The sequence below is a fragment of the Methanolobus mangrovi genome, from assembly GCF_031312535.1.
In the GTDB taxonomy this organism is placed as follows: Archaea; Halobacteriota; Methanosarcinia; order Methanosarcinales; family Methanosarcinaceae; genus Methanolobus; species Methanolobus mangrovi.
In genome coordinates this window covers 181,046-198,723 of the sequence record NZ_CP133594.1, presented here as the reverse complement: position 1 = coordinate 198,723, position 17,678 = coordinate 181,046, and the positions used below count along the sequence as shown (strand labels likewise).

Genomic DNA, 17,678 nt, shown 5'->3' with positions numbered 1-17,678 from the left:
AATGATAAGCAAAAAGATGACAGAAGCCCTTAACGGGCAGATCAATAAGGAAATGTACTCTGCATTTCTTTACATGGACATGTCAGCACACTGTAGCTACGTAGGACTTAATGGTTTTGCCAACTGGTTCATGGTTCAGTACAATGAAGAAATGAGTCATGCCATGAAGATATATGACTACGTGAACAATCAGGGTGAAAAAGTAGTCCTGAATGCCATCGAAAAGCCGCCAGGAAACTTTGGAACTCCATTAGAGATGTTTGAAGCAACATTGAAGCATGAGCAGTTCATAACAAAGTCAATACATGGACTTGTAGACCTTGCAAATGAAGAAAAGGATTACGCAACCCAGATATTCCTCCAGTGGTTCGTTACAGAGCAGATAGAGGAAGAAGCAAATGATAATGAAATGATAGCAAAGCTCAAACTTGTAGGCAAGGACGGGAACGGCCTTTTCATGATTGACAAGGAACTTGAAGCAAGAGTTTTCAATCCGCCTGCAAAGGAATAATAAAAAATTACTATTACATTAAAAGGTGAAAATATGGAATTCGGAGATATTTTAAAAGGGAAGGATGTTGAAGGTAAAGAGAAACATGTTCCTGAGATAGAGCTTATCAGAGGACATGGACAATCAAAAGCTGACTTTGTACGAGTAGTCGTCGGAAAAGAAGTGCCACACCCAAACACAGTCGAACATCATATCGAATGGGTAGAACTCTACGGCGTTACTAAAGAAGGAAAAACAGTCAACTTTGGAAAAATGACCTTCGAACCAGTACACACCGACCCTGTTGCAACTTTCCACGTGAACAACATCGATGACTTCAAGTCATTCTGCGCTCTTGAATACTGCAACGTTCACGGTGTATGGCAGAACTGTATAGAAGTTTGATTCTGTTTATTAAAAATATAGTATTTGTGGCATCGGTTGCCACATCTTTTTTATACGTGTTCATCTCCACCCTTAAACAAAGGCATCCTGAAAGCCGATGAAAAGTAAAGAGATGAATGCATGATCGTAAAACTCGTATTTAAATTTGCATTTCTGGCCATTATAATGGTAATCATGGCATATGTATTAGTAGACTATATGATCCCACAGATGCATACCTGAAAAAGAACGGTTACTGGAAATCATCGTAACCGATCTCTTCATTACTAAGGTAGCATGCCGGATCATCTGCCCATATATTGCTATAAACAGATTCAGCACGTACACGGAAGTTACCGTTACATACATCAAACCATTTGCATTTGGCACACCTGTCTGCATTTTCCTTGATAAGCGGCTTGCGGTCCTTAAGTCCTGCCATTAGTTCATCAGTGGTATCTCTCCATATTTCACTGAACTTGCGGTCCTTTATGTTTCCAAAGGAGTGATGTCTCCAGAACTGATCAGGATGAACAGAACCATCCCATGATACACAGCCAAAGCCAATTCCGGAAGAATTGCCTCTGTTCATGTTCAGGAGTTCTAAAACTTCAGCAGCTCTCTCTGGATCCTCTTTCAGAAGACGCAGGTATATGTACGGACCATCACAATGATTATCAACTGTGAGGACTTCCACCATTTTACCCTTGCTGTGCAGGTCCCTGGTCTTATCTATCAGGAGGTCTACAGTCTGACGGCTTTCTTCAAGGGACAGATCCTCGTTGATCATATCAGAACCACGTCCTGAATATACAAGGTGGTAGAAACAGATACGAGGGATGTTTTCCCTTTCTATCAGATCAAATATTGCCGGAATATCATGTACATTATGGCGATTGATAGTAAAACGCAGTCCAACTTTGATTCCTTCTTTCTGGCAGTTATGAAGACCTTGCATTGCCCTGTCAAAAGAGCCTTCGATGCCACGGAATTTATCGTTGGTCTCACGCATACCATCAATGGATATCCCTACGTAGGAAAGGCCAATGTCTTTGAGCTTCCTTGCTATTTCCGGCGTGATCATGGTTCCGTTGGTGGAGATCACAGCTCTTATGCCCTTTGATGTGGCATAACCTGCCAGTTCAGGAAGATCTTTTCTCATCAGGGGTTCCCCTCCTGAGAACAAAATAGCAGGACATCCAAAATCAGCAAGATCATCTATGAGTGCCTTGCCTTGCTCAAGCGTAAGCTCATTTTTGTAATCAATATCCTTTGAATGTGCATAACAATGAACACATTTGAGGTTGCAGCGCTGAGTAACATTCCACACTACAACCGTTTTTTTATCTTTTGAGAACTGGAGGAGGTGGGATGGAAGTTTTTTTGAATCACGCCCATAGCGAAGTGCATCCGAGGGCTCCACGGTTCTGCAATAGAGTTTTGAAATACCTATCATGATCAGGACTCCGAAATAGAAGAATAGAAGAAAATCATTAGAATATGTGCGAACTCTATATCATCATCATATATTACATCTATGGTAGATAACACAGAAAAACAGGAATGTTCAGGAAATGCTTAACTCAGCAATTCCTGGACTTTTTTAAGAATATCTTCGAAAGTGAATTTCCCCGGAGTAACTGAAACCTTCACGCCATAACTTTCAAGTGTTTGTGCCGTAGGTATGCCTATGGCCGCAACTACGGAATTGTTCATAATGTTGATTACTTCTTCCTTTGTGGTCTGGCTTACCGCATGTTCAAAGAAATTACGCACCATCATGGAACTTGTGAACGCAAATACATCGACATCACCATCAAGCACTCTGCGCATGAAATCTTCCTGTACGTCACCTTCCGGTTTGGTAAGCGTATAAACATTGGTTTCATGTACTTCAGCACCACAGTCCTTAAGGCCCTCTATAAGCAGGGAGGAACCATAGAAACTCCTGGCTGTGTCAACAACTTTGCCTTTTATATTAGGACAGAGGAATTCCACAAGTCCTTCGGAACTGTAGACACCAGGCATTCCAATTACATTGATACCCAGATTTTCCAGTGCTTTCCGGGTCGTCGGACCAATGGCTATGACCTTTGTAGCATTCAACGCCTCAATGAACTTTTCCCTGTTATCGGAAGGAATCTTGTTAAGAGTAAAATCAATCCCATTGGCACTTGTAATGATCACATAGTCCGAAACGCCGGAGAGAACCCTTTCGACAAACCCATCGAAGTATTCATCCTTCATGTCGGCAAGTTCGATCATAGGAACCGCCAGGGGTTCAAAACCCATGGAATCTGCAAGTTCGGTTGACTCTTTAAGATAGCGCTGCGGCCTCATTATTGCAAGTAACGGTCTTTTGACTTGTTCTGCCATAGGAAATACCTTCTATTCAAAACTGCCTGAAGTCTGTTCGCCAAGTATATCGTGAAGTGTGACAACGCTTCCTACTACTGTAATTGCAGGAGCTTTGACACCTCTTTCTTTTGCGATCTCAGCAATATTATCAAGGAAACCTGTTGTAACACGCTGGTCCGGCCTCGTACCTCTTTCTATAAGGGCTACGGGAGTCTTTGGGTCCTTGCCGTATTTCATGAGTTCCCCGACATTCCTGCCAAGCATTTTCACGCCCATGAATATGACAATAGTTCCATCGAATTTTGCAAGTGTCTCCCAGTCAAGTGCACTTTCTTCTTTTGTCGGGTCCTCATGCCCTGTGATGAAAGTCACCATTGAAGCATGATCCCTATGGGTCACAGGTATGCCCGCATATGCAGGAACAGCAACAGCAGATGTTATGCCCGGCACAACTTCAAATTCAATGCCTTCAGCGATCAGTTCCTGGGCCTCTTCCCCTCCTCGACCAAACATGTATGGGTCACCGCCTTTCAGACGAACTACATCCTTGCCTTCCTTTGCCTTTTGGATGATGAGAGCATTTATCTCGTCCTGGGTGAGGGTATGTTCACCTGCATGTTTACCTGCGTCTATCTTTTCAGCAGTTCCAGAGATAGAATCAATAATAGCCTTCCCTGGAAGCTGGTCATATACCACAACTTCAGCAGTATCTAGAAGCCTGCGTGCTTTGAGCGTTAATAGTTCCGGATCACCCGGGCCTGAACCAACCAAATAGACTTTACCATATTTCTGGGCCATGTTAATGAAATCCTGTATATCTTTTTTAGATGATAATGAACTTACCAAGTTATAAATATGCATCGTCCCGAAGACATGATGAAAACAAGGTAACTTTATAATCTAAAGAAAAAACAAACCGATTGTATGAAAACAAAGATGATCTTATAAAAAGAATCTTAAGGCTAAAAACAAACCTTAACTAAATATGAATGGAGTGCTGTACCGTTAGATACCGCACCTTATCCTACCCTTTTGAAATCCTACTTTTTACCCAATATATAGAACAGCATTTCCCTGTTCAATTTTCCTTCACGTTCCAGTTTGGTCACTATATTTTCATCAGACATGCCTTCTGACTTAAGCTCTTTGATCTTGTCGAGCAAGGCCGGAGCGATACTATAGTATTCATTAATATCTTTCCTGTGACCCCACACATCACCTTCAACGAGCTTGATGTTCTGCATTTTCATGAACATCTCGATGGACTTTGAGACTGTACGTCTGTAAGAACTCGGGATTTGGATCACTTCCACTTTTGGGCATGTCTGGACAAGTGAAAATATATCCTTGTTCGATGGTCTGAAAGCAAGATGAATTACCTTTTCATTTGGATTCAATTGCGGTATTTCCTCTCGCGAACTTACAACTCTTATTTTCATGAGTCTCCCTCACCTCCAGTTCGTAGAGAACTTATTAAAATAATGTATGTATTCACCTATTAAATAATTACCGATTTGTAACAGAAAAAAATAAAAGGGTCAGTTATTCAAACCTTGCCCTTACAGAATCTGCATGTGCCTTCAGACCCTCTTTTTCGGCGATGGAAATGACAGAATCTTTTAGTGTTTCAAGCCCCTGCTTGCTGATTTTTTGTATGCTTGAAGATTTCAGGAAATGATCAATATTCAGGCCGGAGTATATCCTTGCGTAGCCTGCTGTAGGTAATACGTGATTGGTACCGGATGCATAGTCACCCACGGGAACCGGAGAATAATTGCCTACGAATATGGAACCTGCATGCTCTATTCCTTCGAGGACAGCATCAGAATCCTCAACCATTATCTCAAGGTGCTCCGGAGCGAACTCATTGGAAAACGCAATACATTCATCCATAGAATCGGCCACCAGCACTGCGGCATTTTCAAGAGAAGTAGCCACAATCTCTGTTCTAAGGGTTTTTGCTGCCTGCCTGACAACCTCATCCCGCACTTCTTCTGCAAGCTTTTCAGATGTTGTGATAATAACAGAAACTGAATTCGGATCGTGTTCTGCCTGGGCTATCATATCCGATGCGGCCATTCTGGCATTACAGGAATCATCAGCTATGATAAGCACTTCACTGGGGCCTGCCGGGAAATCAATCTCTGCCATGTCCCTTACCTGCATTTTTGCAGCGGTCACAAAGACATTGCCCGGACCTACGATCTTGTCAACTTTCAGCACACTTTCAGTACCATATGCCATACCGGCAACTGCCTGCACACCACCGATTTTATAAACGTGGTCTGCACCAGCTACTTTTGCTGCCGCAAGTGTAAGCGGATTAACTGTTCCATCCTTACCCGGAGGTGTACACATAACAACATTCTTGACACCTGCAACCTTTGCGGGAACTATTGTCATAAGGGCAGTGGAAGGATATGATGCTCTTCCACCTGGCACATAGGCACCCACGCTTTCAAGAGCTGTGACCTTCTGCCCAAGCTCAATGCCCGGAGATATTTCAATGAACCACATTTTTTTTGGCATCTGTGCTTCATGGAATTTCCTGATATTACTGGCAGCAAATTCAAGGTGTGCCAGAAGAGCAGGGTCCACATTTTTTACAGCCTCATCGATCTCTTCTTTTGAGATTTCGATAGCTTCAATATCAGCACCATCAAATTTCTTAGTGTATTCCCGCAGAGCTGCATCACCATTCTGTTTTACATCCTTAAGGATAGCAGCAACAGTATCCCCAACGTCTGCAAGTTCTCCACCACGACCAATTATTCTGCCTCTTTCTTCATCGGTAAGTTCGGATAGTTTCTTGTAAAGCATGATATTTCCCCGGAAAGGATACTGTAAAATTGCTAATTATCAGTGATATTAGTAAATGATTATGATTATTTCCTGATGCTTATACCTGTTCATCATATATAACGGTTAAAACTAACGTCTCAAACAGGATTTCATCTGAGTTGGCACCTTATTTTTCAAAGTCGCTGAAAGTCATCTGCTCATTTTCCATCAATGAACTCATTGCCTTTGAGCTTACCTTCCCAGAATCATCCGAACTGAGCTTTAAATGGATGCCTACCTCACTGAACAGCTTTGCTGCCGTCTTTTGACCAATAAGAGTTGAAACAGTATCCAGATTAGAGTTTCGTATGTCTGCCACAGTCTTAAGGCCATTATCATAAAGCTTGCGGGCACGCACACGACCTATTCCCCTTATACTGACAAGTTCAATAAGTTCAGGAGAGGCACCATAGTGTATTCTCTTTTCCAACACCACAGCCTTGCTGACGGCATCATTGGACAGTTCTGGAGAAATGAGACCTGCAAGCCTTGAAGTAGAATGCATCAGCCATACAGCAATGTCTGAAAATGCATGCACATCACCTTCACCTACATTGAATTTCTTGGTTATCTGCTCAAGTGACTTCTCATTTATCCAGTCAAGTATCAGAAGAGCAGTTTTTACCTCACCCAAAAACCATTCATAATCAATCTCCCTGGATCGAGGCGGAATCTCTGCAAATTCATCACTATGAGACATGACAAAATCATTGATAATCTCATAATCATTGGACCTCATGTAGAGCTGCCTCATATCCGGCGTCTTGCAAATGAGATGCAATAGAGTCAGATCTGTAATATTATCAGCCTTCTTTAACCCGTCAACTATGTAAGCACCTGAAAGAGGGTCAATGTATAGAGTAGACACAAGCCTTCCAAGGGCAGTAGGTAATAGAGTCTTTTCACCTTCAAGCATCTTATTGTCCCTCAGGAATTCAAGACATTCATCCACTACTTCCACAATACCCCATGTATCATTCTGGTGAGCAAAGAATGTAGCCTCAATAAACTCCATCAGACCATCCCTCGTGGTCGCAAAACCATTCACGATGGTTGAAAGGATATGAGTCCTCAGGGCATTTTCGGTTCCAAGCTTGGACCAGATATCCTCTGCATCTGCATCGATATAGTTGTCAAAAAGCCCTGCCATTTCGTCATATGATTTGGCGATAAGGACAGATTCCCCATAAGGATCAAGATGCGGTCTGCCTGCCCTGCCTGCCATCTGTTTGTAGTCCAGAACAGGTATTGGCTGCATCCCATAATTTGGATCATAACGTCTGTAACTTTTGATAATTACCCTTCTTGCCGGAAGGTTCAGACCTGCCGCAAGGGTCGGAGTGCTGCATATCATCTTGATCTTGTTGTCCCTGAAACCATCCTCGACAAGTCTTCGGTGTGCTGAGTTCAGGCCAGCATGGTGAAATGCTGTTCCGTTCCTTACACATTGTGCAAGAACGTTGGTTGCCTCAGTTTCACCACTTTCAACGATCTGCTCGACAATCTCATTAAGTGACTTACGTGTGGGCTTGTCAAGCAACTCTGAAACCTTGTTTCCTGCTCTTTTAGCAAAGGCAACGCAGTTCTTACGACTGCTTTCGAAAACAAGACACTGGCCACCATCTTCCAATGTGTCCAGAAGGATATTGATCGCATCATCCTGGGTTGGAGCATCGATGCGTTTTTGTGAACTCCTGAAATTGATGTTGCCACCATAGTAAACACCTTCATGCAGGTCGGTCGGACGCCATTCACTGAGCACAAGTTTAGCCTTTAGCCAGTCTGCAACCTCATAAGCATTCCCCACTGTTGCCGAAAGAGCAATTATCTGGCATTCGGGATTGAGCTTCATAAGTTTGGTGAGGGTAACTTCCAGTGTTGGACCCCTGTTAACTGAATCAAGGAGGTGAACCTCATCAACAACAATAGTAGTAATCTCCTGCATCCATGAAGTCTCGTTACGCAGGAGTGAATCGGTCTTTTCGGATGTTGCAACAATAATATCATTGGAACCAAGCCACTCATCCCGCGATTCAAAATCACCTGTGGATATGCCAACTTTCAAGCCACCGTTTTTTATTGCTATGGAGGAGAATGACTTGAACCGCTCAAATTTTTCAGTTGCAAGGGCACGCAGAGGAACAATATAGAGTGCTTTTCCACCGTTAGCGATTGCTTTTAACATAGCAAGCTCAGCTAGTAGCGTCTTTCCGGAAGCCGTTGGAATTGCAGCAAGCATATTATTACCTTCCAGCAATCCCTTTTCAATTGTCTGCGCCTGGGGCGGATAGAGTTCTTTTATGCCTGAATCAAGGTAGAAACGGATAACTTCATCTGGTAGGTCCAGAGATTCAATTTTCATGATAACTGGGATTTAAGAGAGAGTTATATCTAATTAAAATTGCCCTATCTGTAAAAACTGGAAGTCGATCACTATGCCATAAATACAAAAAAAGAAAGGAAGAAGCATTATGTGGTGCTCTCAACTGGCTTCCTTCGTTCCTGCTACAAAATCATAAAGTAAAGCTGCAACAAGAGCACCAACTATAGGTCCTACAATGTATATAGGGAACTGCCACCAGAAATTCGTACCTCCCATTACGAATTCCGCCAGATACGGTCCGAAAGTACGGGCCGGATTAAGCGATGAGCCAGTTATGTTTCCCACCACAATGATATCTGCAGCCACCACCAAACCAATGGCTAATCCTGCAAAACCTGAGGGTGCTCTTTTATCCACCGCTGATCCCATAATTGTCAGCATAAGGAAAAAAGTTGCAACGGCTTCACAAAGTATAGCCTGACCATAACTCACACCATCAAACATACCCGTTGCACCAAGACCTGTAGCAACAGCCCTTGAACCAAGTATCGCAACAATAGTGAAAGATGCAAGACTTGCACCTATCAACTGGGCAATGATATATCCAAGCATATCCTTTGCAGGGAACCGTCCGGTTGCCCATAATGCAATGCTCACTGCTGGGTTGATGTGTGTTCCTGATATGTGACCGAAGGCATATATCATGGCAATTATCGCTAGTCCAAAAGCTATGCCTATAGCAAACCATGCTGCGATATCAATGCCTACATTGAAAGTGTTGCCCGGTATGGAACTCGTGCCCTGGATCAGCAGGACTGTTGTTACCACAGACCCTGTTCCCAAAAACACCAGCACATACGTCCCGATCAGTTCGGCGATGGATCTTTTAAATAGACCCGGTTCTGACATAAAATCACCTGCCTGAAAACAAAATGCGCCTCATTGAGGCACATCTGTGATCAAACTGCCTCCGTCCAGTTACAATACTTGCACTTGTAATCGAAGTAGTTAGCTGCACAGAACTTACAGGTACGTGCCGGTGAATGTGGTTCTGTCTTATGCAGAGCTATAATATTGGTCAGCATTGTAGCGGTGACTGGTTCACTTGTCAGCAGGCATGGGAAGTCAGCCAGCCGCATGAGAGCGGAGAACCTTACAGTGATGGCACATGCAGGATATGTGTAACGCTGCGGGTTATTGAGAACCTCGTTCTTCTCAATTGGACTCAGATCAACAGGTATGCCCTGGACTCTGCCACCCATACCCCTTGGCTTGTGGTCAATGATACGTTCACCCTTTTCGATGAGGTCGATGAAGTCAACGTTGTGAAGTTCAGCTGCGGCACCTCTTGTTGGGTTGTTGAGCACAAGGTTGTGGTATCTCTTGACCAGCAGGTCAAGGACCATCATAGTTGTGAATCCATCCATCCAGAGTATTTTTGTAGTTGCTGCTGCGGCTGCATCTGTTGCAATGGTAAGCGGTGAATATTCATCCTTGAACTTGCCCATGGCATTCTTCATGGTCCCGTCCATGACGTCTGTTACGGCATTGATGACTGCCATGATAACATCATCTTTTGTCATGTTGAACATCGACTGGGATATGTGATGAGCAACATCCCCCACACCATATGCAGGAACTGTGACGATATTGCCGTAGAAAACATCAGCATCCATTGCAGCCTTGATAGTTGGCTTCATTTTCTGCTTGTACTGGTTCATGTATTTCTTTACATCAAAGGATGTGTGACCAGCTTCGTCCATAAGCTTGGCCTGCGCAGCCATAGGTGCATCATAGACCATCTGAAGCATCTCTATTTCTTCTTTAACAGCTTCATCAGGAGTCTTGCCGTTCTCAATTGCCATCTGGAACTTAGAACCTATTCCGTATGATGTATTCATTCCCCATGACTTGGAAGAGAGGATTGCACGTTTGTGATCTACTGGAATGTCTGTTTTCTGCAATATCCTGTTGACCACATTGCTTGTACTGCCAGGAACAAAGGCAAAGTCGACCACACAGGTAGGACCATAAAATCCCCCATATCTTCGAATTGATTCCTTACCTATCAGAGCCTCTGACCTGCCAATCCTGTCAATGAATTTTTCCACTGAATCCCTGAAAGCATGATCTTCCTCGTACAATATATCCAGTATAGGAGGTGTCTGATAATGCTCGACATATGGGTCATCTTCCGGTTTTACACTGTCAGTTAAGCCGGAAAGTGTCTCAAAATGCGTATTCACCGAATTTACATGCAGATCAAATACTTCTTTGCACTGATCGCCTTTGGGCTGCATTTTATTGACTGCATCCACGTATGGCTTTGCATCCTCTACTTTAAAGGCGGTACCACGTTTCTTGTTAATGGTACTTACAACAGCTTTCTGTGCATTCATGGCTTCTATTGCCATTTTGTCATATATTTCTTTCATATTAACCCCTTACTCACTTGAAAGTGCACAAGTATACCTGGCAGAGGCGTAACAGAATAAATCAAAAAAATAAAAAGAACGGAATGCTTTCACTTATCTATGGCTATTGCTCCTGAGTTCTTACCCTACATACACACCCTACCTGAAAGATTTGTTCACTCCACTTTATATTCTGAAGCAATGTGAAATAAAGCTTTTGAAACTTGAAAAAACTGATACTGAGTTTTCAGCTAGCTGCAATAAACTCATATTCATTCAATTGCTAATATGTTTAAGAGTTAATATGGCAGACCTGATAACTATACCAGCATGGATTACCTGGGAGCTTGTGAATGTAAGCCTCATAATACTTACAATACTGCTGACTGTCTTTTTTGCACGGTCTGTTGACCATATCCTTTCCAGGCAGTTCAAAATTGTAAGCAAAAAAATGAATGTCGACCAGACAAGTTATAGAGTTGTGAGGCATACGGCGGTTGCTTCTATCTATATTTTTGGCATCCTTGTTGTCGTAAACCTGATACCATCACTTGAAGCACTGTCCATAACCCTCTTTGCCAGTGCAGGTTTTGCCGGTATTGTGCTTGGTCTTGCAGCCCAGAGTACACTCTCAAATATCATATCCGGCATCTCACTTGCAGCATTCAGGCCTTTCAGAGTTGGAGACCTTGTAACCATCAGGGACGAGTATGGAAGAATTACAGATATCACACTCAGGCATACCGTTGTCAGGACATGGGATAACAGGAGACTCATCATTCCAAACAGTGTGATAAGTGAGGAATCGATAATCAACTGGTCCATTGAGGACCCGACTGTGAATTGGCCGATTGATATCGGGATCAGTTATGATTCTGATATTGACAAAGCAAGACATATCATGATATGTGAAGCCAGAAAACAGAATGGAGTAATGACTTTCAGCCAGCTTAAGAATTATCACCCTGATATTAAAAAAGAAGAAGTAACGAGTGTTCGTGTCAGGGAACTGGGAGATTTTGCTGTGATCTTAAGGCTTCTTATCTGGGTTGAAGACAGGGATATTGCATATGATATCGGTTGTGATATCAGAGAGGCGGTCAAAAAGAGATTCGATGCAGAAGGTATCGAAATACCATTCCCATACCGCACTATTGTTTACAAAAAGGATATGGAATCTAACTGATCAATTGGCAAAACGTTAGATAACTGAAAGAATTAAAAGAAAAAGTATGTGGCATGCCTTGCATGCCACTTAACCCTGTTTTAATAAATAACTAAATTTATTCGTTGCTCAGCTCTCCACTGAAGTACTTGTCATAGGAACCCATGTCAAAGTGACCGTGACCACTAAGGTTGAACAGGATTGTCTTCTCTTCACCGGTCTGCTTGCATTTGAGTGCTTCATCGATTGCGCATTTGATAGCATGTGCTGATTCCGGAGCAGGAGCGATGCCTTCACTGCGTGCGAATGTTACTGCTGCGTCAAACACCTCTACCTGGTGGTATGATGTTGCTTCCATGATACCATCTGCAACAAGCTTACTGATAATTGGTGATGCTCCGTGGTACCTGAGACCGCCTGCGTGGATTGCAGGTGGTATGAACTCTGAACCGAGTGTATACATCTTAAGCAGAGGAGTCATCTGTGCCATGTCACCGAAGTCATACTTGAATTCACCTGCTGTAAGAGTTGGACATGCAGAAGGTTCGACAGCTATGAACCTTGTATTGGTCTTGCCGGCAAGGTTGTCCCTGATGTAAGGCAGACTTACACCTGCAAGGTTACTTCCACCGCCACAGCATCCGATGACGATGTCCGGGTAGTCCTCTGTCTTGTCGAACTGTGCCTGTGTTTCAAGACCTACTACGGTCTGGTGGAGACTGGTGTGGTTAAGGACACTGCCAAGTGCATATTTTGTATTATCGTTAAGGGCAGCATCTTCAATTGCTTCACTTATGGCAATTCCAAGACTTCCTGTTGTGTCAGGATACATCTCACGGATCTTTCTTCCGAATTGTGTATCAGGGCTTGGAGAAGGAACTACTTTTGCTCCCCAGAGGTTGATAAGTGACTTACGGTATGGCTTCTGGTAAAAGCTTGAGCTTACCATGTAGACCTTACACTCAATGTCAAAATAGTTACAGCAAAGTGATAGTGCACTGCCCCACTGGCCTGCACCTGTTTCGGTTGTGATCCTTTCGGTACCTTCCTTCATGTTGTAGTATGCCTGTGCAATTGCAGTGTTTGGCTTGTGGCTTCCTGCAGGACTGACACTTTCATTTTTGTAGTATATCTTTGCAGGCGTTCCCAGTACCTTCTCAAGCCTGTGTGCCCTGTGCAAAGGTGATGGTCTCCATAGTGTGTATATTTCCCTGATCTCTTCAGGAATGTCAATGTATTTCTTAGAACTGATTTCCTGATTGATAAGCTCCTTTGCAAATATAGGCTCAAGATCTGCTGGATTCATTGGCTCATTGGTTGCCGGATTCAGTGGTGGCTCCACCGGAAGGTCAGCAAGTATGTTATACCACTGTTTTGGCATTTCATTTTCATCAAGTAGTATCTTTGTATGATCCATAGTTATACCTCTATAAAAAAGTGAAATCAATAGTGTATAAAAGAGTACATTGACGAGGTATTTAATGGTTTTGATTTGGGAATTTAAGGAGAATATGGCTGAAAGACTAATAGGGTGCCCAAGACGAAGGTACTGCCAAATTAGTTACAAAATTATGACTTTAAATTTCTTAAAACTGCTATTATACCTATATTATTTCAAAAAATTTATATAGTGTGGGTAAAGTAGTAACGAATGTAGCATGCATTAATGTCAAAAAAATCACCAATTATTTGATCAACCACCATGCCACTTTTTGATTCAGGAAAGTAACCTTGAATTTGTATTTCCTTCTATCTTGACGAGCATCAACTTCAGTTGCTAGGTTCAAATAGTACACCTAGCAATTATATTATGGGATATAGTTATCTCCAAAAAACCGAACTTCACACTTAAATTCAATCAGTGGCTTTTTTTGTAATACATGTCTTAAAATTAGATTGGTTTTTATCAGTATCAATTAAAAAAATTTATTAGCAAAGAATATATTATTGTACTTATGCCTCTAAAAGATAGAGATATAGCCATACTAACTTTATTGGTAGCAATTGGAGGCTTAATGTTTACTGTTTCCTCATCTTCTTCAGATCTAGAACATTTTACATTTACCCCTCCAAATGAAATTAACCAATATTCTAAAAATAGTTTTAATTTTAAAGTACACAATTATGGTGATGATTCAGGATCTTATATCCTTCAAGCCTCTTCAGAAGAGTTTTTAGTAAAAATAGATTCGGCTCTACATCCTGAATATAGCCATGATTCGTCAATTAAATCTAATATTGACGCCGATGATGACGATGAAGAGGTTTGGAGAGTTGATGTAATAGCAAATAAAACCAATTTACCAAATAATGCTAGCTTTAAATTTACTTATTATGACACATCTCCTCCAATTTTTAAAAAAGAAGATACTTGGCTCTTCTTATATGAAATCGATGATTCTCAAAGAAACCTAAAATATAATTTTGTAAATATGACTTATGATTCTAAAACGTTTATTATGCTTGGTAATCTTAAATTTGATATTTAGAAAAACGTCCCTCAAATAAATTACTTGACAAAATAAGCATTAAAGGAAGTAATACAAATGGCAGATGTAATCCGTATGTTCGTAGATGAGATGAGAACAGGTGATATAAGAATCAAAACACAAGGAAACTCTACTACACAGATTCTTTACATCAACTCAGACCAAGTAGATTCTCTAATAGGTAGTCTCAGAGCATTCTCACAAAAAAGAGAGTAGTTGTGTTAAAACAGTAGTACTTACTCTCTTTCAGCTATCCCACATCCCCAAACTTTCCATGTAGATTTCTTGTATTAGATGAAATTGACATTTACACAAAGCTGTTTTGACCAGGACATTTGAAATCATTATCAGAAACGTTCACCAAAAAAGGTATCATGAAAATGATTTTTTGTGGTTTCCTTGAAATAATCATTTTTTATTAGAACCTCTCCCACGAATTGAAAGTGACCTGAAATTGCTTCCCAGATATTTTTAGTATCATCATTTTCACATAGCATCTTTCTAAGAGCTTCTGGTTTTTCTGGAGAAAGTATGTATATTTTCAATCCATGTTCGTCCACAGCTTTAGATATTATTTCATTGATATGTGCATCACCAAAACCGTACCCTATGATTAATAAGCGACCTGCACCTCTTGAAATAACAGCATCAAAAATTTCAAAATATTCCTTCAAAAGAGGTTCTTTCTGAATTTTTGATTCTTTTCCTCTTCCAATTACCATCATTTCTGAATCATCAAAACTGAACCAATTACATGAACCATGAAGTTTAATTAAGAAATAGTTTCCTTCGTCTAAAATATTTCTGCCATTTAATTCGTCCTCAGTAGGCAATTTACAAAAATCGGATGCCTCTAAAGGCTCATTAAAGAAAGTGGTGAACCATTTTGAATTATTATCAATTCCTGGAATAGAAATATTTGCATATCTATCTTTTCTAGATAATCTTTCAAAAAACAAATCTTGATTCAGTGTAAAGATGAAATTTTTACTCCCTGTATCTTGGAATGCGTAAGTGGTTTCTCCACTCTCATTAACAATTGGATTTCTTATTATATTCTGTGATCCAATTTGACAAATCAATTCATTAAAATAGTCTAATTCTGTGGGATGAGGACGATTTTTTACGTACTCTCTTAAAATTTCATCAATATAATGATATGCAGATGTTGTTGCTTTCATCATAGCATTTTTTTCTTCAGTTTCAAATAATATTAACTCATTTTTATCGCCTAACAAACCTTTAGCATCTTCAAAGCCTTCTAATACGGAATAAAAAACAGACTCGTAATCAAAATCATTTAACATCAAGGTTCTAAGTCTTGGCTGATTTTGTATTTTTTCGTGATTAAAAATTTCAGCCCACATTTCATTTGCCAATAGCCCACCAAAATTTTTGGTGAAACCAGCTCCTAACAGCAAAATATTTTTACTCGATTGAATATCCATATTAAGACCCCTCCCACATCTCTACCCCTTCCCTGAAGTAACTTCATAAATCACACCATTCCTAAATGAACCCTTGCCTTATGTCTGATAGATGAAAGAAAAGTGGCTTCTTTTTCCCTTTTATCTCGTCTTAATTTTGTGATAATATCAAATAATAGCTCTCTATTAGATTCAAGAATAGTGGCTGTGTACCATGTTTCATAATCAGGTTGCACAGAGGATAGATTATCTAATGTATTGACATCCTTCATCAGTTGATCAATAACGGACTGATCATTATAATATCCAAGTAAGTGAATTAAAGCAGTCCTCAGATGGTCATTATTATTTTCACGTTCAGGATATCTAGTAAGTAGATCCCTAAGTTTCTCAATAAATGTATCTCTATTTAGTGGATCTCTTCTTCGTTTATCAATGTACTCGTAAAGAATATTAATTATCTGCATAATGAGTTTTTTATTGGTTGTATCAAGGCTTTGAACCAAGAGGTCAAGTTGAACAGAGTCTAGAACATAACTATTTTTGAAGGTATCAAGCTCTACCAAAGCTTCTCTTTTTTCAATATCATCACCATTTTTCAAAAGGTCTATCATATTGTCGAGGTATTCTTTTAGTTCACTTGTCCTTTTAGAAACGAGATAAGAAGCTTTTCCATCTTCTCTGTCTATCCCATATCTTTCAAGCTCTTCAGGCTCTTTTAAGACCTTTATTTGACCAGTCTTAACAAGGATTCCTAATTTTCGATCTATACTTTTTTGTGAATAACCTCTTTCATCTTTATGCTCTGACATAAGGTCATTCACCAGTTCTTTCCTCCTAATATGCCCAACATAATTGAGATATGTAATGACCTCTGTATCAAAATCTACCTCATTTATGATATTATCTGTATCATCAACTTCGTTATTGGTACTCATATTCATACTCATAATTACACTCAAATCTGTATATAACAATTCCGGGGAATGTAGTTCATGGTGATAATACCATGAGCAATAATGGAAGAATACTAACAACAATCTCCCCTTTCCTGAAGGAGAAACTCGAACAATTGTCAGATAAGTTTGGATGCTCTCAGGCTGAAGTTGTTAGGATGGGAATAATGAAACTCTGGGAGACCGAGAAATGAGTCGTCCTGAATTTTCCAGAGAATATAGGACCTATGGTGAATGGTTAAAAGCCCTTCCTAGAGATTCCAGATATGCTAAGGAAATAATCAGAAAACATCAGTATTTCCCTGATAAGAGTCTGAGCCAGTTAAGAAAGCTCAGGATAAGCGATTATGATATAAGCAAGACTGACTGGAGCAGTTTAAGCTCATCTCAGAAAAGTGATAGAAAACTGTCCCTTGAGATATTGAGGGAGATAAGGAAAGGAGAAACATTAACCAATGTTATAGAAAAAAGAGGCATCAATAGACAGTTCGCATTAAAGAACCTTGGTGGCTACCTTCAGAAGTCCGGCAAAGAATGGAAGGTTAAACCGACCGATACAATGGAAGTCGAAATGTCCATCTTTGGAACTGAGGGACATGTATCCATTGTAACCAAGAGTTCAAAGGACAGATCATTGATAGGAGAGCATTTTGCTCTTGTACAAAAGGCACTCAGAACCAATGACCCTTCATTATTGGACAAGTTCAAAGACCTCAGGATAGTGGATGCTGATGGAATAGAACACTATCTTGAAACAGATCTTGAAAAACTGTATGAGATAACAGAAGCCCAGGAAGAACCCGAATTTTTCGAGATTTACAAGGAGTGAGG

At 40.8% G+C, this 17,678-nt stretch carries 18 protein-coding genes; 7 read left to right on the top strand and 11 right to left on the bottom strand.

The window, feature by feature from the left end; translation table 11 throughout:
• Position 1 precedes the first annotated feature (1 nt).
• Positions 2 to 511, top strand: a complete 510-nt coding sequence (locus RE476_RS01035) for a ferritin (RefSeq protein ID WP_309308352.1) — start codon at positions 2 to 4, stop codon at positions 509 to 511.
• Between the two features lie 33 nt (positions 512 to 544).
• Positions 545 to 895 carry a desulfoferrodoxin family protein gene (locus RE476_RS01030; protein WP_309308350.1) on the top strand — a complete coding sequence of 117 codons (351 nt, stop codon included), beginning with the start codon at positions 545 to 547 and terminating at the stop codon, positions 893 to 895.
• Between the two features lie 232 nt (positions 896 to 1,127).
• Here RE476_RS01030 and ahbC read toward each other — a convergent pair whose 3' ends face one another.
• From ahbC to RE476_RS00990, 8 genes are all read right to left on the bottom strand, one after another.
• A complete protein-coding gene (gene ahbC, locus RE476_RS01025) occupies positions 1,128 to 2,330 on the bottom strand; it encodes a 12,18-didecarboxysiroheme deacetylase (protein ID WP_309308348.1) in 1,203 nt (400 codons plus the stop codon).
• 122 nt (positions 2,331 to 2,452) lie between these two features.
• Positions 2,453 to 3,250: a uroporphyrinogen-III synthase gene (locus RE476_RS01020; protein ID WP_309308346.1), complete on the bottom strand. Its 798-nt coding sequence runs from the start codon at positions 3,248 to 3,250 to the stop codon at positions 2,453 to 2,455.
• 12 nt (positions 3,251 to 3,262) lie between these two features.
• Positions 3,263 to 4,030: a uroporphyrinogen-III C-methyltransferase gene (gene cobA / locus RE476_RS01015; protein WP_309309539.1), complete on the bottom strand. Its 768-nt coding sequence runs from the start codon at positions 4,028 to 4,030 to the stop codon at positions 3,263 to 3,265.
• A 242-nt stretch (positions 4,031 to 4,272) separates the two neighbouring features.
• Entirely contained in the window at positions 4,273 to 4,671 is a 399-nt protein-coding gene (locus RE476_RS01010; protein ID WP_309308345.1) for a DUF1699 family protein, read from the bottom strand.
• Positions 4,672 to 4,774: 103 nt separating this feature from the next.
• On the bottom strand, positions 4,775 to 6,052 hold the full coding sequence (gene hisD, locus RE476_RS01005) for a histidinol dehydrogenase (RefSeq protein ID WP_309308343.1): 1,278 nt from the start codon (positions 6,050 to 6,052) through the stop codon (positions 4,775 to 4,777).
• A 148-nt stretch (positions 6,053 to 6,200) separates the two neighbouring features.
• Complete coding sequence (locus RE476_RS01000) at positions 6,201 to 8,435, bottom strand: ATP-dependent DNA helicase (protein WP_309308341.1); 2,235 nt, start codon at positions 8,433 to 8,435, stop codon at positions 6,201 to 6,203.
• A gap of 120 nt (positions 8,436 to 8,555) precedes the next feature.
• Positions 8,556 to 9,305, bottom strand: a complete 750-nt coding sequence (locus RE476_RS00995) for an MIP/aquaporin family protein (protein WP_309308339.1) — start codon at positions 9,303 to 9,305, stop codon at positions 8,556 to 8,558.
• Between the two features lie 50 nt (positions 9,306 to 9,355).
• On the bottom strand, positions 9,356 to 10,831 hold the full coding sequence (locus tag RE476_RS00990; RefSeq protein WP_309308337.1) for a DUF2193 domain-containing protein: 1,476 nt from the start codon (positions 10,829 to 10,831) through the stop codon (positions 9,356 to 9,358).
• Between the two features lie 283 nt (positions 10,832 to 11,114).
• Here RE476_RS00990 and RE476_RS00985 point away from each other — a divergent pair, with 283 nt between their 5' ends.
• Complete coding sequence (locus RE476_RS00985; RefSeq protein ID WP_309308335.1) at positions 11,115 to 11,996, top strand: mechanosensitive ion channel family protein; 882 nt, start codon at positions 11,115 to 11,117, stop codon at positions 11,994 to 11,996.
• A 97-nt stretch (positions 11,997 to 12,093) separates the two neighbouring features.
• Here RE476_RS00985 and RE476_RS00980 read toward each other — a convergent pair whose 3' ends face one another.
• A complete protein-coding gene (locus tag RE476_RS00980; protein WP_309308333.1) occupies positions 12,094 to 13,392 on the bottom strand; it encodes a TrpB-like pyridoxal phosphate-dependent enzyme in 1,299 nt (432 codons plus the stop codon).
• 538 nt (positions 13,393 to 13,930) lie between these two features.
• Between RE476_RS00980 and RE476_RS00975 the strand changes: the two genes are divergently transcribed.
• Positions 13,931 to 14,464, top strand: a complete 534-nt coding sequence (locus tag RE476_RS00975) for a hypothetical protein (protein WP_309308331.1) — start codon at positions 13,931 to 13,933, stop codon at positions 14,462 to 14,464.
• 57 nt (positions 14,465 to 14,521) lie between these two features.
• Complete coding sequence (locus RE476_RS00970) at positions 14,522 to 14,680, top strand: hypothetical protein (protein ID WP_309308329.1); 159 nt, start codon at positions 14,522 to 14,524, stop codon at positions 14,678 to 14,680.
• A 131-nt stretch (positions 14,681 to 14,811) separates the two neighbouring features.
• Here RE476_RS00970 and RE476_RS00965 read toward each other — a convergent pair whose 3' ends face one another.
• Both RE476_RS00965 and RE476_RS00960 read right to left on the bottom strand, forming a co-directional pair.
• Positions 14,812 to 15,912, bottom strand: a complete 1,101-nt coding sequence (locus RE476_RS00965; protein WP_309308327.1) for an SIR2 family protein — start codon at positions 15,910 to 15,912, stop codon at positions 14,812 to 14,814.
• A gap of 50 nt (positions 15,913 to 15,962) precedes the next feature.
• Positions 15,963 to 16,835, bottom strand: a complete 873-nt coding sequence (locus RE476_RS00960; RefSeq protein WP_309308325.1) for a hypothetical protein — start codon at positions 16,833 to 16,835, stop codon at positions 15,963 to 15,965.
• A 65-nt stretch (positions 16,836 to 16,900) separates the two neighbouring features.
• On the opposite strand from RE476_RS00960, the gene RE476_RS00955 reads away from it, so the two are divergent.
• Positions 16,901 to 17,041: a hypothetical protein gene (locus RE476_RS00955; RefSeq protein ID WP_309308323.1), complete on the top strand. Its 141-nt coding sequence runs from the start codon at positions 16,901 to 16,903 to the stop codon at positions 17,039 to 17,041.
• Positions 17,038 to 17,676, top strand: a complete 639-nt coding sequence (locus RE476_RS00950) for a hypothetical protein (protein ID WP_309308321.1) — start codon at positions 17,038 to 17,040, stop codon at positions 17,674 to 17,676. The genes RE476_RS00955 and RE476_RS00950 overlap by 4 nt, the downstream gene beginning before the upstream one ends.
• Positions 17,677 to 17,678: the final 2 nt, after the last annotated feature.

Bases quoted from the DNA above. Each gene is read 5' to 3' on its own strand.
- RE476_RS01035 (WP_309308352.1), top strand. From the start codon at position 2: ATGATAAGCAAAAAGATGACAGAAGCCCTTAACGGGCAGATCAATAAG.
- RE476_RS01030 (WP_309308350.1), top strand. From the start codon at position 545: ATGGAATTCGGAGATATTTTAAAAGGGAAGGATGTTGAAGGTAAAGAG.
- ahbC (WP_309308348.1), bottom strand. From the start codon at position 2,330: ATGATAGGTATTTCAAAACTCTATTGCAGAACCGTGGAGCCCTCGGAT.
- RE476_RS01020 (WP_309308346.1), bottom strand. From the start codon at position 3,250: ATGGCAGAACAAGTCAAAAGACCGTTACTTGCAATAATGAGGCCGCAG.
- cobA (WP_309309539.1), bottom strand. From the start codon at position 4,030: ATGGCCCAGAAATATGGTAAAGTCTATTTGGTTGGTTCAGGCCCGGGT.
- RE476_RS01010 (WP_309308345.1), bottom strand. From the start codon at position 4,671: ATGAAAATAAGAGTTGTAAGTTCGCGAGAGGAAATACCGCAATTGAAT.
- hisD (WP_309308343.1), bottom strand. From the start codon at position 6,052: ATGCTTTACAAGAAACTATCCGAACTTACCGATGAAGAAAGAGGCAGA.
- RE476_RS01000 (WP_309308341.1), bottom strand. From the start codon at position 8,435: ATGAAAATTGAATCTCTGGACCTACCAGATGAAGTTATCCGTTTCTAC.
- RE476_RS00995 (WP_309308339.1), bottom strand. From the start codon at position 9,305: ATGTCAGAACCGGGTCTATTTAAAAGATCCATCGCCGAACTGATCGGG.
- RE476_RS00990 (WP_309308337.1), bottom strand. From the start codon at position 10,831: ATGAAAGAAATATATGACAAAATGGCAATAGAAGCCATGAATGCACAG.
- RE476_RS00985 (WP_309308335.1), top strand. From the start codon at position 11,115: ATGGCAGACCTGATAACTATACCAGCATGGATTACCTGGGAGCTTGTG.
- RE476_RS00980 (WP_309308333.1), bottom strand. From the start codon at position 13,392: ATGGATCATACAAAGATACTACTTGATGAAAATGAAATGCCAAAACAG.
- RE476_RS00975 (WP_309308331.1), top strand. From the start codon at position 13,931: ATGCCTCTAAAAGATAGAGATATAGCCATACTAACTTTATTGGTAGCA.
- RE476_RS00970 (WP_309308329.1), top strand. From the start codon at position 14,522: ATGGCAGATGTAATCCGTATGTTCGTAGATGAGATGAGAACAGGTGAT.
- RE476_RS00965 (WP_309308327.1), bottom strand. From the start codon at position 15,912: ATGGATATTCAATCGAGTAAAAATATTTTGCTGTTAGGAGCTGGTTTC.
- RE476_RS00960 (WP_309308325.1), bottom strand. From the start codon at position 16,835: ATGAATATGAGTACCAATAACGAAGTTGATGATACAGATAATATCATA.
- RE476_RS00955 (WP_309308323.1), top strand. From the start codon at position 16,901: ATGAGCAATAATGGAAGAATACTAACAACAATCTCCCCTTTCCTGAAG.
- RE476_RS00950 (WP_309308321.1), top strand. From the start codon at position 17,038: ATGAGTCGTCCTGAATTTTCCAGAGAATATAGGACCTATGGTGAATGG.